Source organism: Sporosarcina sp. FSL W7-1349 (assembly GCF_038003045.1).
Taxonomy (GTDB): Bacteria; Bacillota; Bacilli; order Bacillales_A; family Planococcaceae; genus Sporosarcina.
This window is the reverse complement of record NZ_JBBOOK010000001.1, coordinates 2,431,932-2,456,084: the sequence shown is the minus strand read 5'-3', so window position 1 is coordinate 2,456,084 and position 24,153 is coordinate 2,431,932. Positions and strand designations below refer to the sequence as shown.

Below are 24,153 nucleotides of genomic sequence, written 5' to 3'. Positions count from 1 at the left end.
GGAGGCAACATGAAAGAGGAAAAACAACGATTTATCCAAGAATTTGTACCAGGTAAACAGATTACGCTAAGTCATTTAATTGCAAACCCTGATCCCGATATGTTTCAGAAACTGGGCATTCAACAGGCGGGAGCATTGGGAATTATGACATGTACACCGAGCGAGACCGTCATCATTGCGGGGGATTTAGCTACAAAATCGGCGAATGTATCAATCGGTTTCTTGGATCGGTTCACGGGAAGTCTCGTCATTGTCGGAAGTGTTTCGGAAGTGGATATGGCCATGAATGAAATCAACCGATTTTTGTCGGAGATGTTAGGATATACGCCATCCCCCATTACGAAGTCATAAGGATGTGTGTGACATGAAAAACCGGGTTATGTTGATCGGGGCGATCGGAGCGGGCAAGTCCACGTTGACCAATGCGCTGTTAGGGAAACAAGTGGATGCGGTTAAAACACAAACATTGATTTACTATGACTGGATAGTGGATACGCCTGGCGAATATACCGAGAATCCTTTATTTTATAAAAATATTATGGCGACTTCGTTGGAAGTGACGCATGTTTGTTATTTGCAGGATGCGACGAGCGGGAAGTTGATTTTCCCGCCGGGCTTCAGTACCGGGATTTCCAAATTGCCGATTGGGGTAATCACGAAATGCGATCATCCGGAGGCTGACATCGAGCGGTCATTGAATTTTCTTCGTTCCGTCGTCGTACAGGGAGGCCCCATTGTATTGACGTCTGCCGTTCAAGGAGTGGGAATTGCTCATATTCAGGAATTGGTGAAACTGAATGATCAGGCTTCCATGAAAGCATACGTAGAAGCGATGGACGACGATCGTCTGCTGTTCATCTGACTTTCTTTACACGTGGGAAAGTTCTTGCTATAGTAGAAGTATCGAATAGTACATGTGCATACATGAGGCAATGGCGCCTTTACAACTCGAAGAGAATTCTTTGGGCTTGTAAAGGCGCCTTTTTTTCTTTAGTTTTCATTCCAAATCAACATTCGAACTTTCCGTGGGGGAGGGAGGTGTCTGCATGCGAAAAAAGGAAACGATGATCAGCGCAGGAATTGATATTGGTACGAGCACGACCAAACTTATTATTAGCCGTTTTTCTTTAATGAACGTAGCGGGGACGACACATGTGCCCCGGATTGAAATTACGGACAAAGAAGTGCTATATAAAAGCCCGATTTTCCGAACACCCTTAGCCGATCCTGTCACGATTGATGTGGTGGGAGTGGAGAAGATTATCCGCTCGCAGTACATAGAAGCCGGCATCGAGCCCGCTCAGATTGAAACTGGGGCGGTCATCATCACAGGGGAGACGGCGACGAAGCGAAATGCCCGGGAGATGCTCCATTACTTATCCGGAGAGGTCGGCGATTTTCTGGTCGCCACGGCCGGACCGGATCTGGAGGGCATTATTGCGGCCAAAGGTTCGGGTGCCTTTGAGCAGTCCAGTCGCAGCAGGAAAGTGATCGCGAATATTGATATCGGCGGCGGCACAGCCAATGTGGCCGTTTATCGGGATAAAGAGTTGCTTGGGACGTGCACGATGCACATCGGCGGCAGGTTGATCGAATTCGAGAACGGGAAAATCCGATCGATTTCATCCCCCGTCCAACGCCTGTTAGATGAACACGAAATTACGCTGGGAATCGGTGATTCTTCTACATCGGACGGAGTAACCTTCGTCACTCGCTTCATGGCGGATTCGCTTGCCAGGATGCTTCGAAACGAGATGCGGGAGCAAGATCAGGCCCTATTGCTTGGGCATTCGCCGAATTGGAAAAGTCCGATTGATGTCATCGTATTTTCGGGCGGCATTTCGGAATGTATGTACCGGCATGAGTCGGAGGGTGAATCGACCGCAAAGTACGATGACATTGGAATCCTGTTGGCAGATGCGCTGCAACGGAACGCCGAACTTCAAGCGTTCGAGTGGATGGAACCCGTGGAAACGGTGCGGGCGACCGTCCTCGGTGCGGGTACGCAAACAACGGAGATCAGCGGCGCTACCATTCAAGTTGCTCCGGATGAGCTGCCGTTGAAAAACTTACCGGTTTATCATTATTCATTCAACTCCGATCTCCAGCGAGGGTTGGATGAATTCCCATCGGCCATTACAACCGCCATTGAAATGTTTGACGCGACAATGGAAGGCCAGAATTTCGCACTCTATATTTCGGAACTTCCGTATATGGGCTTCCGGGATATTCAGCGACTGGCAGAGGTGGTTACTGAAGCGATGGAGCAACGGCCTGTGCCGGATCAGCCGATCGTGTTGGTTTTGCAGTCTGATCACGCCAAGGTGTTAGGACAGACGTTGTTGGCTATGAAGGTCAAGCAGAGCGTCGTTTGTATCGATCAGATCCGTGTTGAACATGGGGATTATTTAGATATCGGAAGAGCACTCGATTCGGGTGTCGTTCCGGTAGTCGTGAAGACTTTAACATTTCACTCGTCATGAAAGAAGGTGTTGACCATTGAAATTACAAACAGCGTTAGGCGGAGTCCAATATCAATTTGCCGACTTGAAAGAAGTGATGGCGAAAGCCAACGAAGAAAAGTCGGGTGATCGACTCGCGGGTGTTGCGGCCGAAACGGTCCAAGAGCGCATCGCTGCCAAGACCGTCTTAAGCGAAATCCTTTTGAGCGATATCCGCAACAATCCTTTGGTCCCTGCCGAGACAGATGAGGTCTCCCGGATCATAGAGGAAGATTTGAATGAAAAGATTTATGGTGAGATTCAAAATTGGTCTGTCGCAGAGTTGAGAGAATACATTCTGAGCAATGAAGTCGGCGACCGTGAACTGAAGCGGATCAGTCGAGGTCTGACATCCGAGATGATCGCCGCTGTTGCAAAATTGATGTCCAATCTAGATTTGGTCCATGCGGCCAATAAAATTGAAATCCTGACAACTTGCAATATAACAATCGGCCATAAAGGGACCCTTTCCTCGCGTCTCCAGCCGAACCACCCGACGGACAATGTCGATGGGATGATCGCTTCCCTGAAAGACGGGTTGTCTTACGGGATCGGGGATGCCGTGATCGGGATCAATCCGGTCGATGACTCTGTCGAAAGTGTCAAACGGCTGCTCCACGCGACGAAGGATTTTATTCAGGAATGGGAAATTCCTACACAAAACTGTGTATTGGCCCATGTGACGACTCAAATGAAAGCTGTTGAACAGGGTGCTCCGGCTGATATGATCTTCCAAAGTATCGCGGGGACGGAGAAGGCGAATCGCTCCTTCGGCATCTCGGCGGAGTTGATCGCGGAAGCCCGGGATCTGGCTATGAAGCAAGGTACTGGCACGGGGCCACAGGTGATGTATTTCGAGACGGGGCAAGGCTCCGAATTATCGGCGGAAGCGCATTTCGGTATCGACCAGATGACGTTGGAAGCCCGGAATTATGGATTTGCCCGCCATTTCGACCCATATATCGTGAACACGGTCGTCGGTTTCATCGGTCCGGAATACTTGTACAACAATAAGCAAGTCATCCGCGCCGGATTGGAAGATCACTTCATGGGGAAAATGCACGGTATCCCAATGGGAGTGGACATCTGCTATACAAATCATATCAAGGCGGATCAGAATGACATCGAAGATTTAGGTGTATTGCTTTCCGCAGCAGGTGTGAACTTTATCATCGCCACGCCAATGGGCGATGACGTCATGTTGAACTATCAATCCATGAGCTATCACGATGTGGCTACACTATTGCAGACGTTTGGGAAGACGCCTGCGCCTGAATATGTAACATGGCTTGAGAAAATGGGGATCTATGAAAACGGTCGTCTGAGTTCCCGTGCGGGAGACCCGACGATCTTCACACGTTAGGAGGTGGTTGCCGTGAACGAACAACTCATTGAGAAGATAACGAAGATGGTTGTAGAAAAATTGCAGACGAATCAAGCAGGGGCGAAGGAAAGCCGGATGCCTGTCCAGATTTTCAATGAAACCCCGGTTGGAAACCGTGCAACGGAAGAACGGCCTCACCAAGCGGCTGCCGGAGGTGTGAAGTTTCACAATACGGTGGTGCGTGAAAGCAAGGCGGACCATCGCCCTCAGGCTCTTCCGAAGAACTCTTCGAGTGAGCAGGAGAAAGACCATGATCAGTTGGCAGACCTGCGGAAAAAAACGCCTGCCCGGATTGCGGTAGGACGCGCGGGCTCAAGACCCAAAACGTCGACATGGCTTCAATTCCGATTTGACCATGCCGCTGCGGTGGATGCTGTGTATGGGGAAGTGCCCGAAGAAATTTTGAATCGTCTCGATTTCTTCCAAACCCATTCCAGAGTGCAGGACAAAGAGGAGTATATCCGGCGCCCCGATTTAGGTAGGCGGCTTTCGGATGATTCCAAGAGATTGGTAAAAGAAAAATGCAAGCATGCCCCGACCGTCCAAGTGGTTGCTTCGAATGGCCTCAGTGCGAAGGCGCTGGAGGAGAATTTGGAAGATGTCTATCTTTCATTGGAACAGTCACTGAACAATCTGGGAATTGAGATGGGTACGACCTTTTATGTCGATAAAGGGCGGGTTGCCTTGATGGATGAAATCGGGGAAATCCTGCAACCGGACGTCGTGATCATTTTGATCGGCGAGCGGCCGGGACTGGTATCGGCGGAATCATTAAGTGCGTACATCTGTTACAAGCCCCGTATCGGCACGATCGAGGCGGATCGGATGGTCGTGTCCAACATCCATAAGGGAGGCATTCCACCCGTGGAAGCGGGAGCCTATCTCGGGACGCTCATCCAGAAAATATTGAAATACGAGGCGAGCGGCGTTTCACTCGTCCAGAAAGAAGGATAGGAGGCGGCAGCACAGCATGAAAAAAATCTTTGCAGATCTACTCTCCATGCAAGTCATTCCCAATGTGGATGAAGGGTTGGTCAATCAGTTTCAACTGAAGCCATATCAACGCAGCCTCGGACTTTTCACAACGACAATTGACGATGTCGGCTATACGGCTGCGGATGAGGCGACGAAGACATCGGATGTTGAAGTGGTCTATGCAAAAAGTTTTTATGCCGGATCAGCCCATCCTTCAGGTCCTTTATCGGGAGAATTCATTGGCATCATCGCAGGACCTTCTCCTGAAGAAGTGAAAAGCGGGTTGGATTCCATCCGGATCACAATTGAAAACACCGCTTATTTTGAAGCGATCAATGATAATCCGAATCATGTCTTATACGCCCATACCATCTCGAGTTGTGGAAGTTATTTAGCGAAAGCGGCTGGGGTGGCGGAAGGGCAGGCGCTTGCCTATTTGATCGCTCCGCCGATCGAGTCGGTCGTTGGGTTGGATGCCGCCTTGAAAGCGGCGGATGTCCGGATTTGTGAATTTTTCTCACCGCCTTCTGAAACGAATTTTGGCGGCGGGTTATTGACGGGAAGTCAGTCCTCTTGCCAAGCGGCTGCCGATGCGTTTAGGGAAGCGATCCAGCTGATGGCAAGAAGGCCATTGGATTACTGAGAAAGGAGAGGGTAGAAATGGAAGTTGCAATGGATGCGGATTTACTGGCATTGCAGGAAATGCGCTCAGCGGTAAAAGCCGCAAAAGAAGCGCAGCTTGCCTATATGGCTTATACGCAAGAACAAGTCGACCGAATTGTCCAAGCAGTGGCAAAAGCGGCTTATGAACAATCCGAGCGCCTTGGGAAAATGGCGGTCGAAGAAACAGGCATGGGCGTGGCAGCCCATAAGAAGATTAAAAACGAAGTAGGTTCCCGGGATGTCTATGAAAGCATCAAGGATTTGAAGACAGTGGGGATTGTCGGAGAAGACAAGGTCAATAAAGTGGTGGAAGTGGCTGCGCCGTTCGGTGTCGTCGCGGCGATCATCCCGACGACGAACCCGACGTCCACCGCATTTTTCAAAACGCTGATCGCACTGAAAACGCGCAATTCGATCGTCGTCAGCCCACACCCTTATGCGGTACAATGCACGAAGGAAGCACTGCAAGTTTGCGATGCGGCAGCTGTCGCGGCGGGCGCACCTAAAGGCCTGATCCAATGTTTGACGATGGCTTCGATGGATGCCACGCAACAGCTGATGACACATCGGGACGTCAACCTGATCTTGGCGACGGGCGGCGGCGGTTTGGTGAAAGCTGCTTACAGTTCCGGCAAGCCGGCTTACGGGGTAGGCCCGGGGAATGTTCCCGTCTATATTGAGCGTTCGGCAAAAATCGACAAGGCCGTCAAAAACATCGTGGACAGTAAGTCTTTTGACTATGGAACGATTTGTGCGACGGAACAAGCGATTGTCGTAGACCGCAACATACAGGATCTCGTTATGCGTGAGTTGAAGAAAAACGGCGCTTATCTGTTATCAGATGAAGAAAAACGGATCATGGAAAAAGTGGTTTCCCCGACACCTGGGAAAGTGAATCCTAAGATTGTCGGAAGAAGTCCACAAGCGATCGCGAAGTTGGCGGGGATTTCATTGCCTGAAGGAACTCGGGTAATCGTTGGGATGGAAACGGAAGTAGGAAAGCATATTCCGTTTTCATTGGAAAAGCTCTCTCCGGTCTTTGCGATGTATGTCGCAAATGATGTCCAGCATGCGAAGGAAATTTGCATGTCTTTGTTGAATCTAGGAGGACGAGGACATTCGCTTTCTATCCATACTGAAACGGATGCCATCGCGCGGGAGTTTGCGCTGGAAATGCCGGTCTCCCGTATTCTGGTCAACACAATGTCTTCCGTCGGTGCGGTCGGTGGAACGACTGGACTTATGCCGTCCATGACGTTAGGATGCGGAACGTTCGGAGGCAATATTACATCCGACAATGTGACCGCCAAGCATTTATTGAATATCAAGCGGATGGCGTATGGCATCAAGGAAGTCGACCTTCCGAAAAACGATATGCCGTCCGGCGGGGAAACTGAAGACCAGGTCGTATCCCAAGTGCTGCAATCGATAGATGCAAGTGTCGATGAAGCAATGGTAAAGAATCTGGTCCATGAAATTGTAAAACAATTATCCAAATAAATGACAGGAGGAAACAATTATGAATAGAGAAGGTACAGCATTAGGAATGGTGGAAACAAAAGGATTGGTTGGAGCGGTTGAAGCAGCGGATGCAATGGTGAAGGCAGCTAGCGTCAATCTTGTTGGAAAAGTACATGTTGGTGGAGGAATCGTGACGGTTATGGTACGCGGTGACGTAGGAGCGGTGAAGGCTGCCACAGACGCGGGTGCAGCGGCTGCACAACGAGTAGGCGAATTGCTATCGGTCCATGTAATTCCAAGACCGCATAACGAATTGGAAATGATCTTACCTAAATTGGATAACTAATAGTTGTGCTTGTAACGGAAAGGCGGTATCGAGATGGATCAGCAATTAATTGAACAGATTGTCGGAGAAGTCCTGGGCCAATTGGCAAAAGGACAACAGGAACTGCCCGCCAATACGATTCCGATTGCCGTTTCTGCCCGTCATCTTCATCTGTCCCCGCAACACGTGGAAACCTTGTTCGGGAAAGGGTATGAACTGACACAACGATCGGAGCTTTCCCAGCCCGGCCAGTTCGCGGCGAATGAAACCGTCGTGATTGCCGGACCGAAAGGAAGCATTTCTAACGTCCGTGTGCTTGGACCGACCCGACCGCAGACACAAGTGGAAATCAGCTGGACGGATGCCATGAAAATTGGCGTACGTCCACCGATCCGCGAATCAGGGGATATAAAGGGTTCGGCGCCGATTACGATCATTGGGCCGCAGGGAAGTCTCTTTTTGGAAGAGGGGCTCATTATTGCCCAATCCCATATCCATATGTCGCCATCCGATGCAAACCGGTTGGATGTCCAAGATGGTGAAGTCGTGACTGTGGAAGTGGACGGCATCCGACCGATTGCCTATCGGAATGTGAAAATCCGGGTTTCCGACCGTTATCGATTGGAAATGCACATTGATACGGACGAAGCGAATGCGGGTTTCATTTCGAAAGGGGCGAATGGCCGGCTTGTAAAATCCGGCCAACCGTCCGTTGCGGCAAACGTCGAACGGTCCGTTTCCACTCCAACGAAAACAGTTTACGAGTTCGGCAAGAAATTGCTGACAAATGATGATGTGAGAGCCATTGAAGAACCGGATATTCTTTTGGAAAAAGGGACGATCGTAACTGCCCTTGCCCGGGATACGGCTCGAGAACTCGGCAAATCTATTTCGTTTAGAAAATAGAAGAAGGTGAAGCGGCATGCGAATGGGGAAAGTTATCGGCAATATTTGGGCGACCCGGAAAGAAGAAGGTTTACAAGGCTTGAAATTACTGGTCATTCAGCCGGTGGATGGATACGGCCGACCGATTCGCACACATTTTGTTGCTGCCGATCGCATCGGGGCAGGAATCGGAGACCATGTGTTGGTCACGAGCGGAGGCTCTTCCCGGTTCATCGATCGGGATAATCCGGTTCCAATTGATGCGGTAGTTGTAGGAATCATTGATTCAACCGAAGTGGAGAGAGGTGAGTCTGATGAGTCAAGCGATAGGAATGATTGAAACGAAAGGGCTGGTCGGTTCGATTGAAGCGGCGGATGCCATGATCAAAGCGTCCAATGTAAGACTGGTCAAGCAGGAATTTATCGATGGAGGCCTTGTTACAGTCATTGTACAAGGGGATGTCGGTGCGGTCCAAGCTGCAGTGGATGCCGGCCGGGATGCGGCGAATCGAGTGGGTGAACTAGTTGGTTCCCACGTCATTCCCCGTCCGGATGGAACGGTCTATGACATGGTGAAGCCGTCGGATCCGGCACCGCCACAAATCGAGAAACCACAAAAAGCGAAAGCGGCCGTCAAAAAGGATTCGGCTCCAAAGAGTCCGGAGGCTTAACGTTGGAAGGGGTGAACCTCATTGGCTTTTCGAAGACCTAAAATCGCGGTGATCGGCGCAGGATACACCGGTGCAACGGTTGCGCTGCTCGTCGCTCAAAAAGAACTAGGGGATGTCGTGCTCGTCGATATTCCGGAACAAGAAGGACCTGTTAAAGGTAAGGCGCTGGATATGCTTCAAGCGGGAGCGGTCCAACGATTTAATTCGAAGATTACCGGCACGTCCGACTATGGGCAGATTCAAGATGCCGATATGGTAATCATTACAGCGGGCATTGCGAGAAAGCCGGGCATGAGCCGGGACGATCTCGTCAATACGAATGCGAAAATTATGCGGGCTGTCTCGGAACAGGTGCGCCGCTATGCTCCGAATAGTATTATTCTGATTCTAAGCAATCCGGTCGATGCGATGACGTATGTCTGCTATAAAACGACAGGATTTCCCAAACATCGCGTAATTGGACAATCGGGCGTTTTGGATACCGCCCGTTTCAATACCTTTGTCGCAGAAGAGTTGAACATTTCGGTAGAAGATATTTCAGGATTTGTGCTAGGCGGACACGGGGATGATATGGTGCCCCTTGTACGGTATTCCTACGCAGGCGGAATTCCGCTGGAAAATATCATACCGAAAGAACGGTTGGATGCGATTGTGGCACGGACCCGAAAAGGCGGTGGCGAAATCGTTTCGCTATTAGGGAACGGCAGCGCCTATTATGCGCCGGCCGCGTCACTCGTGGAAATGGCGGAAGCGATCATCCTGGATAAAAAGAGGATCCTCCCAGCCATTGCCTACCTAGAGGGTGAATACGGCTATTCGGATTTGTATGTAGGCGTTCCGACAGTCCTGGGCGGAAATGGGCTCGAAAGCATTATCGAGCTGCCGTTAACGGAAGAAGAAAAATCATCCTTCGCCCAATCGGTAGAGTCGGTGCGGAGTGTTATTGAGATTTGTAAGAATTGACAATTTAAGTAATGGAAATAAAGTAAAAAGTCTCTAAGTTATGATTAACTTAGAGGCTTTTTTACGTTCTGATTTCAAGAGGGGGGCTGAGATGAATTCAATCAAAATTAAAGTTTTGTTAGTTTACCTGCTTTCATTTCTGCTGTTATCAGCATGCAGTGAAAAAGTTGAAACAGAATATGTAGATGCGCAAAAAGCTGCAAAACTGCTAAGCAAATACTTGGATGATCCAATTAATGAAGTTAAACGGGAAGGAATCGTAGTAACTGAAATAGGGATTGATGAAGAAAATAATGTTCTCGAGGTAGGTTTCTTTGAGTTGAGTTGAATAGGAGGATGAAAAAAGTTTAAGGCTATTTTGTTTGAAGATATATTGCATCAAGAGGTTAGGTTGAAAGTATTTCAGGGAGAACTTGGTGTAGCAGATTGAGGTTGTCGGACCTCCCCGTTTCATATTAGCCATCAGAAATCCGACTTATTGAAGTAGTACAAATAAAGTGAAAGAAGGGAGTCTCTGGGTTAGGATTGACTTAGGAGTCTCTTTTTTATTGATTCTTTAATTATGGGCGGCATTTTCTACCTACTTGTTGGCGGAGGTGTCCAACGAAGTCGTGGGGTTGTCCAACGAACGGGGGAAGCTGTCTAACAAAGTTCAAGGTTTCCAACCAACTGGCAAGGTAGTCCAACAAACCGTCGGAGATGTCCAACAAAGTCGTGGAATTGTCCAACGAACGCGTCGAGTTGTCTAACAAGGGTCAGGGTTTCCGACCAACCGGCAGGGTTGTGCAACGAACCGTTGGAGGTTTCCAACGAATTTGCGGAGTTGCCCAACGCCGAGACAAGTTGTAGGTCCGCCCCACCCTCGACTAGCGGGTAGTCCAACGCCAACAGTACTAACTAAGGAGATGAGTGCGAATGAAACCTATTGTATACATAACAAGAAAACTTCCGGCGGAGGCGGTTACGCCGCTTCAGGATCAGTTCGAGGTGCGGATGTGGGAATCTGAGAGTGAAGCAGTCCCACGCACCGTGCTGTTGGAGGAAGCGGCGAAAGCGGATGCTCTTTGGACGGTCATCACCGATACGGTCGACGATGAGTTGCTTGCGGCCGCGCCTCAACTGAAAATTGTCGCCAATATGGCGGTCGGCTACAATAATATTGACACCACAGCGGCGCAAGAGCGGGGCGTGATCGTTACGAATACGCCGGGCGTTTTGACGGAAACGACGGCGGATTTAACGTTTGCCTTGCTGCTCGCTACGGCGCGCCGATTAGGGGAAGCGGAGCAGGAATTGCGCGCAGGGAAATGGACGTCTTGGACACCGATGGGCTACACCGGGATGGATGTCAGCGGGGCGACGCTTGGCATCATTGGCATGGGAAGAATCGGAGAAGCGGTCGCGCGGCGGTCGAAAGGATTCGACATGCGGGTACTTTATCATAATCGGAGCCGGAAACCGAAAGCGGAAGCCGAGTTTGGTTTTGAATATGCTGAACTGGATAAACTATTACAAGAGGCCGACTTTGTAGTCACGTTGACTCCTTTCACGCCAGAAACAGCGGGGTTGATCGGCACGCGAGAGTTGGCGCTTATGAAGAAGACCGCGATTCTTATCAATTCATCCCGCGGAGGCGTTGTCGATGAAACGGCGCTTTACGAAGCATTGAAAAATGGGACGATTTGGGCGGCCGGTTTGGACGTCTTTGAAACGGAGCCAGTACCTGTGGATCATCCGTTACTGTCGTTGCCGAACGTTACGGCGTTGCCTCATATCGGAAGCGCTTCTGTTAAAACGCGCCTAGCTATGATGAATTTGAATGCGCAGGCCATCCTCGATTTTTTCGAAGGTCAAGAACCGAAAAATCGAGTAGTCTGATAATGTTCTCACTTCATTTAATTAAGATCCCCAACTTCCGTAAATGGCGGGATGGGTCGAAACGCAATTGATAGAAAAGAGGGGATTACATGAAGGGTTGCATTATACCTTATTTGACATTTCATGGAGAGGCGCGGGAAGCGGCTGCATTTTACGCGGATTTATTCGGGCTGACGAATCTTGGCATTCAGTGTTATGGTGATGCGGATTTTCCATCCCCACCGGAAGCTGCGGATCTGGTCATTCATTGCCATTTGCAAAAAGGGGATTTTCAGCTGATGCTTGCGGATTCGACGGAGGAGCGGACGCAGGATATGCAGCACGGCTTGTCATTGACTGTATTATGTGAAGATGAAGAGGAAATTCAGCGATTGTACGATGGTCTTCTTGCGGAAGGGACAATGCTCATGGAGTTGCAGGAGACATTCTGGGGTGCCAAATATGCGAAAGTACGGGACAAGTACGGATTCATCTGGGATTTGAGTGCGGAAAGAGAGTGATAGACAGACAAAAATCCATTCGTTGCAGAATGGATTTTTTAGGAGGGGAATGAAATGGTAAGACGAAATGACCCATGTCCATGCGGCAGTGGGAAAAAGTACAAGCGATGTTGCGGTTCACAAGGGACGGATCTTGTCGAACTCGTTGTGAATGAAGAACTGGATCGGATCCTCTCCAGCTTTTTCAATGAACATCCGCAAGGGGCCGATCGGCAGGCTATGCAGCGCTTGATGCGGGAGTGGAATGAGCGTCTGTCCGGCAGTTGGAGCCAGGAAGATATCGAGGAAGCATCCGGTGAATATTATTTATTCATCAAGAAGCCGGATATTTGGCGGACCTATTGGAGACGCCAACTTCAGGAGACAAAGCGGGAATCTGTCCTATCGGTCTTACGGGAGTGGGATCAGCCGTTCCTGCTGCTCGGTGAAATGACTGGTGCCACCAATGCTTCCGTTCAAGTGGTCGAACTGTTCGGCGGCCAGTCGTATGAGTTGCGGCGTATTGAAGGGATGCCGGTGGAAGAGGGGACGCTCGTTTTCGGCATCGTTCTAAGAGATCCGCGGCAAGGCGCTGATGCCGTTGCTCCGGTGTCTTCGATGATTTTTCTCGCAAGATGGAGCAAACAGACGAAATCTTCCATATTGGAACTGAGGGAGCGGGAACGGGAGAAGTCGGATGATCAATTCATCGCAGACCATGCACTCGATATTTATGAGCTGTTCATTAAACGAAGTGTTGCCACGCTGAATGAGATGGTCGAGGAGGTGCTGTTGCCTTCCCAGCTGCAGGCCCTTTCCGCCCTGGATACCGTTCTCCGCGATTCGGCGCAACCTGCGGAGACAAGAGAAATGTTACATAAGCTCGCGGTCGCCTATTTTATGAATGAACCGCAGGACGTGAAAATCGAAGACGATTTCTTGATGGCCATCGTGAAGCTCGGCGCGGAAATTGGATTGTTGGAAGGAACAGCAGGTGTATTTAAAAATAGGGAAGAAACGGAGCAAGGCATCCGCTATTTCGAGGAATTGGCATCGCTATATTCCGAAATGCTAGGGAGCGCGGAAGAACCGGACGTTACTCGGGAGTATGAGATCGGCACGGACCCTCGCCCGACGGAAAAAGGCCTCTGGGAAACCGCGATGACGACAGGCGGTGTTGTGGAGCCGGGCCGCAAGCCGGGAGTGGACGGCAGCCGTGCCCAACTGCTTGCGTACGAAGCGTGTGCGGCAGAGTCGGAAGAACAGCGGATTCAATTGGCACTGAGCGCCGCCACCATCGACCTTTCCTGCCCGGATGTTCTTCTATTGCAAGCTGAACGGGAATCCGATTCCGCCGAAGCGTCCAAACTCTATGAAAAAGCGATCCAAGAAGCATCCCGTGTGTTTGAACCGGGCGAAAATCCATGGATGAACATCCCGAATCGTCCTTTCATGCGTGCGGCTTTCGCGTATGGGGCGCATTTATTCGGAAGAAAGGAGTTCGACGAAGCGGCTGCCATATTCATGGACTTGCTAAAGATGAACCGGACGGATAATCAAGGCGCCCGATATGAAGCGGTCGCTTCCCTAATCCATGCAGAGCGATATAGGGAAGCAGCGGAAATCATGGTCCGTTATGAGAAGGGCTCCCGGAACGATGCGGCGTATTTGTATCTTGATTGGAAATTGGAGCACGAAGCGTCTGGCGGGAAATCCGAATCGGCGGAGGAGATGCTGGAGCTGGCCAAGCAGGCGAACAGCCATGTGATGCACTTGATGCTGTTCAAAGCAAAGACCATCCCATATCCGAGACATATGAAGATCACCCCGGGCGGTGAAGAGGAAGCCCGATATATTTGGATGTTGCTGAAGGGATGATGTGATTGCGTGAAAGGTGCCAGGTGCTGCCACAATTCGCAAAGGACGCGGATGGTGTCAGTACTTGGCACCTACCGACGTCCGTGCAAAAACTGACGGATAAAAAAAGCACCGGCTCCCCTGCAAAAAAGGGATTCCGGTGCTTTTATCATTTTCCGCCTAATAGATTGAATAGTCCGCCTGCAACACTGCCTTCGTCGCGGGAACCGCCTCCTGGAGTTTGCGGAGCTGCTGCGAACACCCGGCTGGCGAGTCTGGAGAATGGCAACGATTGGATCCAAACGGTTCCCGGTCCGCGCAAGGTGGCGAAAAACAGGCCTTCTCCGCCGAATAATGCGGTTTTCACGCCTTTCACCATCTCGATATTATAATCGACATCCCGGGTCATGGCGACGAGACAGCCGGTATCGACGCGCAGCGTCTCGCCCGGAGTAAGCCGTTTCTCAATAATCGTGCCGCCCGCGTGGACGAACGTCATGCCATCGCCTTCCAGCTTCTGCATGATGAACCCTTCTCCGCCGAAAAAGCCCGCTCCCAATTTACGCTGGAACTCGATTCCGACGGATACACCCTTCGCCGCTGCCAAGAACGCGTCTTTCTGGCAAATGATCTTGCCATCGTATTGGCTTAAGTCGAGAGGAATGATCTTCCCGGGATACGGGGAGGCGAAGGAGACATGTCTTTTTCCTGTCCCTGTATTCGTGAACGTTGTCATGAAAAGACTTTCCCCGGTTAACAGCCTTTTTCCAGCCCCCACTAATTTCCCCATCAGTCCGCTGCCGCTGCCACCTGAGGAGCCGTCGCCGAAAATGGTTTCCATTTCAATGCCGTCTTCCATCATCATGAGCGCGCCGGCTTCTGCAACTACCGTTTCATGGGGATCCAATTCGACTTCGACGAACTGCATGTCATCCCCGTAAAGTTTGTAGTCAATTTCATGATTGTTCATATGCTTCCTCCCGTGTACTTTATTTTCCAACTACTTAGTATACGTGGGGAATGTAAAAAAGCTTCATAAAATTACGTTGACAAGGCATCTTTTTTTACTAGGTCTAGATAGTTCCATAAATACGAAATGAGCTCATTCGCTTCCGGTTCATGCCGGGTTTCGTTAAAAGTTTCCCGGAAGGATCGGGCAACCGTCTCCAGAATGTACAAACGGGGATGCTCCGCTTTGATTTCATCCAGCAGGAAGCTGGTGTATTGAATTTCATCTTGCCGAGACTCGTCCGTCAAGTTATGGAGGAACCCGGATAATTGTTCGATCAGCCGGTTTTTGACCGTCTTCACATTGTCATTCGGGTGGCCTGGTTCTTGTAAAAATCCGTTGACGATGAGATGGTCGTCTGTTTCTTGCATCCCTTCCATGATTGCCTCCAGGCGGCGGATGCAAAAGGAGACGAGGTTGCCTGTGTCCACGTCTTGGCAATGACTGCTGGACCAGTATTGGAGATAATGCTGCATCATGCCGACCAATATGACGGTGCCGTCGCTTGCGTAAGGCGCGGTCTGCTCACCGTAGACATCGACCAACCGCTCCGCGATCCAGCGCAGCTCCATCAAATGGAGTTTCCGGATGAAGGCACGCAGGTCCTCATCCCGTGAGTGAAAAACTGCCTCGTAAATGGGCAACAGATTATGTTCCTTGTTCACGACGAGACGGACGGAGATCTGTTTGGCCAGGATGTCTTTGTCGCTTTTATCCTGTCCGATCAGCAATTCCTTTCGTCGTATCGCCGATTCGATATGGGCCTGTTCCAAGATAGCGATGAGGCATTCATTCTTGGATGAAAAATAATTGTAAAAAGTTCCTTTCGATATTTTGGACGCATCCAGGATATCCTGAATGGAAGTGGTGTTGAACCCTTTCTCTATAAAAAGCCGTTGCGCCGTCAAAAGGACTTGGCGTTTCCGTTCGTTCATCTTTATCACCTTGTTGTCAGTTTGTCTTTCAATGAAGAAATTGAACTATAAGTATAATTTTAATTTTAAACGATAGGTGTTGATATAGCAATGAAACAAATTTTTTTGAAGAGAAATGATCATTTATAATTGATTAATTTGGACTCTGGGTATAAACTGTTTATTAGATTGTACAAAGGGTACATTTTTTATACAGTATGTATGGGAGGATATATATGAAAGAAAGTATAGATGTAAAAAAGCTGCATGAGAAACCGCCATACGGCATGATTGCGATTTTGTTCATCGGAGCGTTTGTTGCATTGCTGAACAATACGTTGTTGAATGTCGCCTTGCCGACCATCATGACGGAATTCGATGTGAAGCCGTCGGTCGTTCAGTGGTTGACGACTGGCTATATGTTAGTGAACGGGATTCTTATCCCAGCCAGTGCCTTTTTTATTCAGAAGTTTACGAACCGCTCCTTATTCCTGACGGCGATGATACTATTTTCGCTAGGGACTTTGCTGGCCATTTTTGCACCGGCATTCTGGGTGCTTGTCGCAGCCCGGATGATCCAGGCGGCAGGCTCCGCCATGATGATGCCTTTGCTGATGAATGTCATGTTGACGGCTTTTCCGATCGAGCGTCGCGGTACCGCCATGGGGCTGTTCGGTCTCGTTATGATTACAGCGCCTGCGATCGGACCGACCTTATCCGGCTGGCTCGTTGAAAACTATTCATGGCGCATGCTCTTTATCATTGTATTGCCGTTTGCGGTTCTGACACTCATTTTCGCGTTTTTTAAACTGCGGAATATCACGCCGAACCGTGACATTCAATTGGATGTATTTTCATTGATCCTATCCAGCATCGGGTTCGGCGGCCTGCTTTATGGCTTTAGCTCGGCAGCAGATGCGGATAAAGGATGGGATTCACCGCTTGTCTATGGAACTATCATTCTTGGTGCACTCGCTTTGATTACATTCGTTGTCAAGCAGCTTCGCATGTCCGATCCGATGCTGGATTTCCGGATTTACAAGCATCCAATGTTCGCTTTGGCATCGGTCATTTCTGTCGTCTTGTCGGTCGCCATGTTCTCAGGGATGATCTTGACACCGCTCTACGTCCAGACGATACGAGGCATCTCGCCATTCCACTCGGGATTGCTCATGCTTCCGGGGGCGATTGTAATGGGGATCATGTCGCCGATTACAGGGAGACTGTTTGATAAGTTTGGCGCACGTATCCTTGCCATCGTCGGGCTGACCATTACGACGATTGCGACGTTCGATCTCAGCCGACTTGGAATGGATACGGGCTATTATTATTTGATGTTCGTTTATACATTGCGCATGTTCGGGATTTCTATGGTCATGATGCCGATCATGACAAATGGGTTGAACCAATTGCCGATGCAATCAAATCCGCACGGTACCGCCATCAATAACACATTGCAGCAAGTGTCCGGCGCGATCGGTTCCGCTATTTTGTTGACGATCATGACGAAACGTTCTGAAAGTGAAGGCGCCCGCCTATTTGCGGAAGCCCAAGCATCCGGCAACGTTCCGACCACAGCGGAAGGATTGGCGCAGCTGGAACAGACACTCGGCGCACAGGCGATGCTGGAAGGGATCAATTTCTCGTTCTTCATTTCCACGATCGTTACAATCGTCGCCCTAGTGCTCACCTTCTTTGTGAAACGGGTATTGCCGCCGACTTACGAAGCCCCGGCAGCTGACGGGCAGCAAGCAGCTGATAGACATAACGAAAAACCGGTAGCGGAATGATTGCCGTCGCTGAAGAGCCGGGACAACACAATGTTGAATAAAGATAAACTCCGTACGGGCATAATACCTAGTACGGAGTTTTTTTACGTTGAAGGAAATTTTAGAACTTTCACGAATATGGAATAAAGGAGCTCAAATGAAATGACGAGTGTAAATTGATAAGGGATGTGAGTCGGATGATAGGTCGGAATGATCCATGTCCATGCGGGAGCGGGAAAAAATATAAGAAGTGTTGTGCTCTCAAGGAAACGGATCCGGTTGAAGCCCTTACAGGAGAGGAGCTGAACCGGATTATTACAAGTGTCTACGAACACCCTCCAACTCCCGCGGATATGGCGGAGTTCGAGAAGTACAGGAGACAATGGTTGAACCGATTGGATAAGTCTTGGGGCAGGGAAGAGATCGAGGAAGCAGTCAGCGAATATTTCTTGTTCATCGCTCGGTCGGATATATGGAAACGCCATTTGGTCCGGACATCGAATAGCCCTATCCGGGAAACGGTCCGTTCGGTTCTGGATGTTTGGAAAAATCCGTTCGTCCTCTTCGGAAAAGTGATTGGAGAACAGGAAGGATTTCTAGTGGTGGAAGAGATTCTTGGCAACGATATGCACTTCTTGGATAAAGAGCCGGGTATGCCGTTCCGTGACCTGACGGAAGATCTCCTCGTATTCGGTATCGTGTTGCCGGACAATCGCAAGATCGAAAACGGGATCTATGTCATATCCTCATTGGTATTCATGCGGGATCAGATAGATGTGATCCGCAATGAAATCATCGCTTTGGCGGAAAAAAGCGGCTATGAAACGAGCTTAGAATTTTACAAGGAGCATATGGTCGATGTGTATGAAATTCTGATGGACCGGGAGTCTCCTTCGGTTGACCAAGTGACGGAAACCTTGACTCCTCTTCAACAGGATGCGGTCTTAAAGTTGGATGAAGTGTTCGATTCGGAAATTGACAACCCAGAAGTGAAGTTCGTGTTGAAAAATATTCTAGTTTCCTACATTGTGTTGCAACAACCGAACTTTAGGAAACCGGAAACTTTAGCGGCCGCCATGTTCCAAGCGGCATATGATATTGGAATCATCCCGGATGAAATGTATACCAAGTCCCGGATTGCCAAGTTATTCGGTGTCTCCACCGCTTCCATGACGAAACATGCCGATGCGATTTTCGACTATGTCCTCGAATCGATGGCAGAGGCGGAACAAGCGGACACAGTCATCGCGACGGAGATGGACTAAACACATAGTGGCACCCCTGAATCAATGCAGTATCGATTCAGGGGTTTTTCATATTTAAAAAGCGGCAGGAATATGATAATAGCTAGCGAATGGACAAGATAAAGGGATTTATCGGAAATTGGTGGAGGAAGGAGCGGTTTGGAATGAAATTGAATAATTTTATCAATGGTGCATGGCAGGAGGACAATGGCGCAGATTTTGCACCGGTGCTTAATCCGGCGAACGGGCAAGAGTTGGCCAAGGTGAGGTTGTCGACGAAAGAGGATGTGGATGGGGCAGTGGCGGCTGCAAAATCGGCCCAACGGCAATGGGCGCTCGTCCCGGCTCCGAAACGGGCGGATTATCTCTACGAAATTGGCAGGCTGATGAAAGAAAAGAAGGAGCATCTCTCCCGGGTATTGACGAAAGAGATGGGGAAAGTGATTGAGGAAGCACGCGGGGAAGTGCAGGAAGGGATTGACATGGCCTACTATATGGCGGGCGAAGGTAGGCGTTTGGTCGGAGAAACCGTGCCGTCCGAGCTTCAGAATAAATTCGCGATGAGTGTCCGGGCCCCGATCGGTGTCGTCGGCCTAATCACGCCGTGGAATTTCCCGGTCGCCATTGCGACATGGAAATCCTTTCCCGCCCTCGTCGCAGGGAATACGTTCGTCTGGAAACCTGCGAGTGAAACACCGATGATGGCCTATGAAATGGCCTTGATTTTCGAAGAGGCCGGCCTGCCCGCGGGAGTGGCCAATATTGTGTTCGGCACCGGTGCGGAAGTCGGCACGGCGTTAATCGAGCATCCGGATGTCCGGGTCATCTCCTTCACTGGTTCGACGGAGACCGGTCGCCGTGTGGCGGAACTGGGTGGGCGTCATTTGAAGAAAGTGTCGCTTGAAATGGGAGGGAAAAATGCGGTTATCGTCATGGATGACGCCGATTTGGAGCTCGCTGTCGAAGGAATTTTATGGAGCGCTTTTGGCACGGCTGGTCAACGTTGCACCGCATGCAGCCGGGTCATCGTGCATAAAGATGTGAAAGAGGAGCTGGAGCAGAAACTCTTGGCCTCTATGGAAGGACTCACAATCGGCGATGGATTGGACGAAACAGTGAAAATCGGTCCGGTCATCAATCGGCAGGCGTTGGAGAAGATTACCCGCTATATCGCTATTGGACAAGAAGAAGGTGCCAAGCTGCTAGCGGGCGGGAAAGTGGCGGTTGAGGGAGATTTGTCGGAGGGGCATTATATGGAGCCGACGCTGTTCACCGATGTGAAATGGGATAGCCGATTGGCTCAGGAGGAAATTTTCGGACCTGTCGTTTCACTGATTACGGTGGCGGATCTGGATGAGGCGATTGAAGTGAACAATAGTGTGAAATACGGATTGTCCAGCTCCATCTTCTCACAGGACGTCAATAAAATCTTCCGGGCGCAGCGCGATTTGGATACGGGAATCGTTTACGTCAATGCAGGGACTACAGGAGCGGAAATCCATCTGCCGTTCGGCGGGACGAAAGGGACCGGAAATGGCCATCGGGACTCGGGGGTTGCGGCATTGGACGTATTTACGGAATGGAAAAGCGTTTACGTGGACTTCAGCGGGAAATTGCAGCGTGCGCAGATTGATACGGAATAAACGGACACAGGCCTCGGCTTCCGAGTGAGATTGTGATGCAGACATCTTATAGCAGTGAGGGGATGAGCGTGTGAAAGTGGTCGTGCTTGGTGCGGGACTTATGGGGAAGGAAGCAGTCCGGGATTTAGTGAAGAGCGATGCCGTGCAAAAAGTGTATTTGGCGGATATCAACGTCCGGCAAGCGGAAGCTTTTGCTGAACAATTGATGTCCGACAAGCTGGATATTTTATTGTTGGACGCCTCTAATGATCTTCAATTGCGCAACGTCATGGCACTGGGGGACGTAGTCATCAATGCACTGTTCTATGCGTTCAATGAAAAAGTGGCACGCACCGCCATCGATGTTGGCGTGCATGCCGTCGACCTTGGGGGGCATATCGGCGGTGTCACGGATACCGTGCTCGGATTGGACGGAGAGGCAAAGAAGAAAGGGGTAACGCTCATTCCGGATCTCGGAGTGGCGCCTGGGATGATTAACATTCTGACAGGGTACGGTGCGGGAAAACTGGATGCCGTGGACACAATTAAACTGTATGTCGGAGGGATTCCGCTGGAGCCGGATCCGCCGCTGCAATACAACATCGTCTTTTCGCTGGAAGGAGTGTTCGACCATTATACGGAACCGTCTCTGGTTATCCGGGAAGGAAAACGGTTGGAAGTGCCGTCTTTGTCGGAAATCGAACCGATTGCATTTAACGGCTTTCCGGAACTGGAGGCTTTTCATACATCGGGCGGCACCTCGACTTTGCCGAAATCATTCCCCCATGTGAAAACGCTCGAATACAAGACTGTCCGCTACAAGGGCCATGCGGCGAAATTCCAGCTGCTGGCCGATCTTGGATTATTGTCACGCGATGAGAAAGTGATCGTCAACGGCCAGTCGGTCAATGTCCGGGATGTGATGCGGGACCATTTGGCGAAGCGGCTTCGTCTAGGAGAAAAGTCGGATGCCGTCTTGCTGCGTGTCCACGTCGGCGGGCTAAAGAAGGGCAGTCAGGCCGCATACACTTACACGCTTGTTACGACGAAGGATACGGCGGTGGGCGAAACAGCGATGGCCCGGGCCACAGCCAATACGGTATCGGTCGTCGCACAAATGATTGGCGCTGGAATTATCACGTGGCGTGGTGTGCTGCCACCGGAGAAAATTGTACCAGGCGAATTATATATGGAAGAAATGAAAAAGCGCGGGGTCGTTATCCAAGAATCGGTGGAACCGCCTTTGGTAAATCCGTAATCCTGTCCAGGGATCGAAGCAAAGGATAAAATACAATGTCAACAACGCAAAACGAAGGGAGCGGATGGAATGGACTTCGGATTCACGGAAGAACAGGAAATGTTGCGGAAAACAGCCCGTCAATTCGTCGATGCCAAAATCATCCCGCACATCCGGAAGTGGGATGCGGAAGGGGGATTCGACCCGGTTATTTGGAAACAACTTGCGGATCTCGGTTTCATGGGTGTCTGCATTCCTGAGAAATATGGCGGAAGCGGGATGGACTATAACTCTCTCGCAATTCTATGCGAAGAATTGGAACGGGGCGATACGGCTTTCCGGACAGCGGTATCCGTCCATATCGGACTGAACAGCCTGACCTTGCTGCAATGGGGGAACGAAGGGCAGAAACAGAAGTATTTGATTCCCCAGGCGAAGGGGGAGAAAATTGGAGCATTCGGGCTGACCGAACCGGGGGCGGGATCCGACGTCGCCGCCATGTCGACAGTGGCAGTGCGGGATGGTGATCACTACGTATTGAACGGTCAAAAAACGTGGATCTCGCTCTGTGATGTGGCCGATCATTTCCTCGTGTTCGCTTATACGGATAAATCGAAGAAGCACCACGGCATCAGCGCATTTATCGTCGAACGGAATACCTCCGGCTTTTCCTCGAAAGCGATTAAAGGGAAATACGGGATCCGTGCGGGGAATACAGGCGAGCTGTTTTTCGAGGATATGAAAGTGCCAGTCGCAAACAGGCTCGGGGAAGAGGGGGAAGGCTTCAAGATTGCGATGTCCGCGCTCGACAACGGCCGATTCACTGTGGCGGCCGGCGCGGTCGGATTAATTATGGCATGCCTGGAAGAGAGCGTAAAATATTGCCGCAAACGCGAGACATTCGGCAAGGAGATAGGCAAGCATCAACTGGTCCAGCAAATGATAGCCAATATGGAAGCGGGCTATCAGATGAGCCGTCTTCTTGTCTACCGAGCGGGGGAGATGAAAAACAAAGGGCTGCGCAACACACGCGAAACGTCCCTCGCCAAATGGCAAGCATGCGATTTTGCCAATCAAGCCGCAGATGACGCGTTTCAGATCCACGGAGCATACGGCTACTCGGACGACTACCCGGTTGCCCGGTTCCTTCGCAATTCGAAAGCTCCAGTGATCTACGAAGGGACTCGGGAAATTCATACGATTATGCAGGCGGAATATGTCCTGGGATATCGGAAGGACAAAAAGCTGAACCGTATGCTGCCGGCGTGGCCTGTTGAATAATATGAAATGGGGGTAGGTGAAGCGGCAATTTCACCTACTCGCTTTTTTTATGGATTCAACCAGTTTCGTATAAAGGCAATCAACTTTTTCGCACTTGGCGACATATAGGTGAGAGACGTCGCAGCAATCCCGATTGATCGGAAATGGTTTCCTTCCAATGGAATGGCTCGAATGGTTTCTGGAAGATGGTATAAGATCATTTCGGGAAGGATGCTGAGGCCGAGATTATTCTGTACCATAGAGATGATAGCCTGATCCTCCACAATTTCGTATTGGATCGTTGGAGTGATCCGGTGCTTTTTGAAAATTCTTCTGACGTCATTATCAATGGAAGATTTCGGCATGATGAAGTCTTCGTTCCTGAGTTGTTCCACATGAATGGTGTCCCTTTCGTAAAGCGGATGGGTAGCGGGCACAATGCAAAGTAATGGGTCCTCTTTGACGGGAATGGTATCAAATGATTTGGAAACCGGAAGGGATAAAAAGCCGAAATCGATTTTCCCTTCCGCAATCCATTTGGTGATGTCATCATAATTGCCCTCGTATAATTTGATATCAATCAGCGGAAAATCTTCCCGGAACAGTTTAATGATTTGTGGAATCCAATGGATCGATACACTAGGGAAGGTGCCGATTCGGACGATTCCGGTTTCAAGCCCATTGATCTTGGCAGCCTCCTGCAATAATTGCTCGTTGGATTTTAAAATTTCCTGAATATAAACAAGCATTTTTTCGCCATTCTGTGTAAGGGCGGCCCCGGAGCGGCTTCTGATCAAAAGTGTGAAGCCGAACTCTTCTTCAAGTCCCGCAATGGCATGGCTGACCGCAGACTGGGTCAATTTGAGTGCCTCCGCCGCTTTAGATAAACTGCCGACTTCTACGACAGTCCGAAAGATTTCATACTTAATTAAAGACATGGGTGTACCTCCGTTGCATTAGTTTTATTCATATAACATATTATAAACATTCATTTGATTTATGGAACAGGTAAATTTTATAATGGAAGAAGAAACTCAATTAAGATAATGTGGAGGC

24 protein-coding genes are annotated in these 24,153 nt (G+C 49.9%); 21 read left to right on the top strand and 3 right to left on the bottom strand.

Translation table 11 applies throughout. The annotated features are described in order from the left end of the window. Window positions 1-9 precede the first annotated feature (9 nt). From MKY41_RS12100 to MKY41_RS12025, 16 genes are all read left to right on the top strand, one after another. The gene (locus MKY41_RS12100) at window positions 10-351 is read left to right on the top strand and encodes a BMC domain-containing protein (RefSeq protein WP_340745256.1); all 342 of its coding nucleotides are present in this window, start codon (window positions 10-12) and stop codon (window positions 349-351) included. 13 nt (window positions 352-364) lie between these two features. Beyond that, window positions 365-862, top strand: coding sequence for a EutP/PduV family microcompartment system protein (locus tag MKY41_RS12095; RefSeq protein ID WP_340745255.1), 498 nt, complete (start codon window positions 365-367; stop codon window positions 860-862). A gap of 184 nt (window positions 863-1,046) precedes the next feature. Beyond that, complete coding sequence (locus tag MKY41_RS12090; RefSeq protein WP_340745254.1) at window positions 1,047-2,483, top strand: ethanolamine ammonia-lyase reactivating factor EutA; 1,437 nt, start codon at window positions 1,047-1,049, stop codon at window positions 2,481-2,483. A gap of 16 nt (window positions 2,484-2,499) precedes the next feature. Continuing rightward, a complete protein-coding gene (locus MKY41_RS12085; RefSeq protein WP_340745253.1) occupies window positions 2,500-3,864 on the top strand; it encodes an ethanolamine ammonia-lyase subunit EutB in 1,365 nt (454 codons plus the stop codon). Between the two features lie 12 nt (window positions 3,865-3,876). Continuing rightward, entirely contained in the window at window positions 3,877-4,839 is a 963-nt protein-coding gene (gene eutC / locus MKY41_RS12080) for an ethanolamine ammonia-lyase subunit EutC (protein WP_340745252.1), read from the top strand. 16 nt (window positions 4,840-4,855) lie between these two features. Continuing rightward, entirely contained in the window at window positions 4,856-5,503 is a 648-nt protein-coding gene (gene eutL, locus MKY41_RS12075; RefSeq protein WP_340745251.1) for an ethanolamine utilization microcompartment protein EutL, read from the top strand. 17 nt (window positions 5,504-5,520) lie between these two features. Then, the gene (locus MKY41_RS12070) at window positions 5,521-7,023 is read left to right on the top strand and encodes an acetaldehyde dehydrogenase (acetylating) (RefSeq protein WP_340745250.1); all 1,503 of its coding nucleotides are present in this window, start codon (window positions 5,521-5,523) and stop codon (window positions 7,021-7,023) included. Between the two features lie 19 nt (window positions 7,024-7,042). After that, window positions 7,043-7,330 (top strand): BMC domain-containing protein, encoded by a 288-nt coding sequence (locus MKY41_RS12065; RefSeq protein WP_041072938.1) that lies wholly within the window; start codon window positions 7,043-7,045, stop codon window positions 7,328-7,330. A gap of 33 nt (window positions 7,331-7,363) precedes the next feature. After that, a complete protein-coding gene (gene pduL / locus MKY41_RS12060) occupies window positions 7,364-8,215 on the top strand; it encodes a phosphate propanoyltransferase (RefSeq protein WP_340745249.1) in 852 nt (283 codons plus the stop codon). Between the two features lie 16 nt (window positions 8,216-8,231). Continuing rightward, window positions 8,232-8,534, top strand: a complete 303-nt coding sequence (locus tag MKY41_RS12055; protein ID WP_340745248.1) for a EutN/CcmL family microcompartment protein — start codon at window positions 8,232-8,234, stop codon at window positions 8,532-8,534. Beyond that, window positions 8,509-8,865, top strand: a complete 357-nt coding sequence (locus MKY41_RS12050; RefSeq protein ID WP_041072944.1) for a BMC domain-containing protein — start codon at window positions 8,509-8,511, stop codon at window positions 8,863-8,865. Before MKY41_RS12055 ends, MKY41_RS12050 begins: the two co-directional genes overlap by 26 nt. Before the next feature lie 21 nt (window positions 8,866-8,886). After that, window positions 8,887-9,828 (top strand): malate dehydrogenase, encoded by a 942-nt coding sequence (gene mdh, locus MKY41_RS12045; protein WP_340745247.1) that lies wholly within the window; start codon window positions 8,887-8,889, stop codon window positions 9,826-9,828. 91 nt (window positions 9,829-9,919) lie between these two features. Then, on the top strand, window positions 9,920-10,156 hold the full coding sequence (locus tag MKY41_RS12040) for a hypothetical protein (RefSeq protein ID WP_340745246.1): 237 nt from the start codon (window positions 9,920-9,922) through the stop codon (window positions 10,154-10,156). A 587-nt stretch (window positions 10,157-10,743) separates the two neighbouring features. After that, window positions 10,744-11,706, top strand: a complete 963-nt coding sequence (locus MKY41_RS12035; protein ID WP_340745245.1) for a 2-hydroxyacid dehydrogenase — start codon at window positions 10,744-10,746, stop codon at window positions 11,704-11,706. A gap of 89 nt (window positions 11,707-11,795) precedes the next feature. Further along, entirely contained in the window at window positions 11,796-12,206 is a 411-nt protein-coding gene (locus tag MKY41_RS12030) for a VOC family protein (protein WP_340745244.1), read from the top strand. A gap of 54 nt (window positions 12,207-12,260) precedes the next feature. After that, complete coding sequence (locus MKY41_RS12025) at window positions 12,261-14,063, top strand: SEC-C domain-containing protein (RefSeq protein WP_340745243.1); 1,803 nt, start codon at window positions 12,261-12,263, stop codon at window positions 14,061-14,063. 148 nt (window positions 14,064-14,211) lie between these two features. Here the strand turns inward: MKY41_RS12025 and MKY41_RS12020 are convergent, their stop codons facing one another. Both MKY41_RS12020 and MKY41_RS12015 read right to left on the bottom strand, forming a co-directional pair. After that, window positions 14,212-15,012 (bottom strand): TIGR00266 family protein, encoded by an 801-nt coding sequence (locus MKY41_RS12020; protein ID WP_340745242.1) that lies wholly within the window; start codon window positions 15,010-15,012, stop codon window positions 14,212-14,214. A 71-nt stretch (window positions 15,013-15,083) separates the two neighbouring features. Then, a complete protein-coding gene (locus tag MKY41_RS12015; RefSeq protein ID WP_340745241.1) occupies window positions 15,084-15,986 on the bottom strand; it encodes a TetR/AcrR family transcriptional regulator in 903 nt (300 codons plus the stop codon). 215 nt (window positions 15,987-16,201) lie between these two features. Between MKY41_RS12015 and MKY41_RS12010 the strand changes: the two genes are divergently transcribed. The 5 genes from MKY41_RS12010 (at window position 16,202) to MKY41_RS11990 (ending at window position 23,118) form a co-directional block, all read left to right on the top strand. Further along, window positions 16,202-17,755 (top strand): DHA2 family efflux MFS transporter permease subunit, encoded by a 1,554-nt coding sequence (locus MKY41_RS12010; protein WP_340745240.1) that lies wholly within the window; start codon window positions 16,202-16,204, stop codon window positions 17,753-17,755. Between the two features lie 176 nt (window positions 17,756-17,931). Next, window positions 17,932-18,999 (top strand): SEC-C metal-binding domain-containing protein, encoded by a 1,068-nt coding sequence (locus MKY41_RS12005; protein WP_340745239.1) that lies wholly within the window; start codon window positions 17,932-17,934, stop codon window positions 18,997-18,999. A 143-nt stretch (window positions 19,000-19,142) separates the two neighbouring features. Next, on the top strand, window positions 19,143-20,621 hold the full coding sequence (locus tag MKY41_RS12000) for an aldehyde dehydrogenase family protein (RefSeq protein ID WP_340745238.1): 1,479 nt from the start codon (window positions 19,143-19,145) through the stop codon (window positions 20,619-20,621). Window positions 20,622-20,691: 70 nt separating this feature from the next. Continuing rightward, entirely contained in the window at window positions 20,692-21,858 is a 1,167-nt protein-coding gene (locus tag MKY41_RS11995; protein ID WP_340745237.1) for a saccharopine dehydrogenase family protein, read from the top strand. Between the two features lie 69 nt (window positions 21,859-21,927). Beyond that, window positions 21,928-23,118: an acyl-CoA dehydrogenase family protein gene (locus MKY41_RS11990; RefSeq protein ID WP_340745236.1), complete on the top strand. Its 1,191-nt coding sequence runs from the start codon at window positions 21,928-21,930 to the stop codon at window positions 23,116-23,118. A gap of 47 nt (window positions 23,119-23,165) precedes the next feature. On the opposite strand, the gene MKY41_RS11985 is transcribed toward MKY41_RS11990, so the two are convergent. Then, window positions 23,166-24,035 (bottom strand): LysR family transcriptional regulator, encoded by an 870-nt coding sequence (locus MKY41_RS11985; RefSeq protein ID WP_340745235.1) that lies wholly within the window; start codon window positions 24,033-24,035, stop codon window positions 23,166-23,168. Window positions 24,036-24,153: the final 118 nt, after the last annotated feature.

Coding starts and splice junctions, on each gene's coding strand:
- MKY41_RS12055 (WP_340745248.1), top strand. CDS start 8,232: ATGCGAATGGGGAAAGTTATCGGCAATATTTGGGCGACCCGGAAAGAA.
- MKY41_RS12035 (WP_340745245.1), top strand. CDS start 10,744: ATGAAACCTATTGTATACATAACAAGAAAACTTCCGGCGGAGGCGGTT.
- MKY41_RS12005 (WP_340745239.1), top strand. CDS start 17,932: ATGATAGGTCGGAATGATCCATGTCCATGCGGGAGCGGGAAAAAATAT.
- eutL (WP_340745251.1), top strand. CDS start 4,856: ATGAAAAAAATCTTTGCAGATCTACTCTCCATGCAAGTCATTCCCAAT.
- MKY41_RS12020 (WP_340745242.1), bottom strand. CDS start 15,012: ATGAACAATCATGAAATTGACTACAAACTTTACGGGGATGACATGCAG.
- MKY41_RS12040 (WP_340745246.1), top strand. CDS start 9,920: ATGAATTCAATCAAAATTAAAGTTTTGTTAGTTTACCTGCTTTCATTT.
- MKY41_RS12050 (WP_041072944.1), top strand. CDS start 8,509: ATGAGTCAAGCGATAGGAATGATTGAAACGAAAGGGCTGGTCGGTTCG.
- MKY41_RS12100 (WP_340745256.1), top strand. CDS start 10: ATGAAAGAGGAAAAACAACGATTTATCCAAGAATTTGTACCAGGTAAA.
- MKY41_RS12000 (WP_340745238.1), top strand. CDS start 19,143: ATGAAATTGAATAATTTTATCAATGGTGCATGGCAGGAGGACAATGGC.
- MKY41_RS12025 (WP_340745243.1), top strand. CDS start 12,261: ATGGTAAGACGAAATGACCCATGTCCATGCGGCAGTGGGAAAAAGTAC.
- MKY41_RS12030 (WP_340745244.1), top strand. CDS start 11,796: ATGAAGGGTTGCATTATACCTTATTTGACATTTCATGGAGAGGCGCGG.
- MKY41_RS12090 (WP_340745254.1), top strand. CDS start 1,047: ATGCGAAAAAAGGAAACGATGATCAGCGCAGGAATTGATATTGGTACG.
- MKY41_RS12015 (WP_340745241.1), bottom strand. CDS start 15,986: ATGAACGAACGGAAACGCCAAGTCCTTTTGACGGCGCAACGGCTTTTT.
- MKY41_RS12070 (WP_340745250.1), top strand. CDS start 5,521: ATGGAAGTTGCAATGGATGCGGATTTACTGGCATTGCAGGAAATGCGC.
- MKY41_RS11990 (WP_340745236.1), top strand. CDS start 21,928: ATGGACTTCGGATTCACGGAAGAACAGGAAATGTTGCGGAAAACAGCC.
- MKY41_RS12010 (WP_340745240.1), top strand. CDS start 16,202: ATGAAAGAAAGTATAGATGTAAAAAAGCTGCATGAGAAACCGCCATAC.
- MKY41_RS12065 (WP_041072938.1), top strand. CDS start 7,043: ATGAATAGAGAAGGTACAGCATTAGGAATGGTGGAAACAAAAGGATTG.
- MKY41_RS12095 (WP_340745255.1), top strand. CDS start 365: ATGAAAAACCGGGTTATGTTGATCGGGGCGATCGGAGCGGGCAAGTCC.
- MKY41_RS11985 (WP_340745235.1), bottom strand. CDS start 24,035: ATGTCTTTAATTAAGTATGAAATCTTTCGGACTGTCGTAGAAGTCGGC.
- pduL (WP_340745249.1), top strand. CDS start 7,364: ATGGATCAGCAATTAATTGAACAGATTGTCGGAGAAGTCCTGGGCCAA.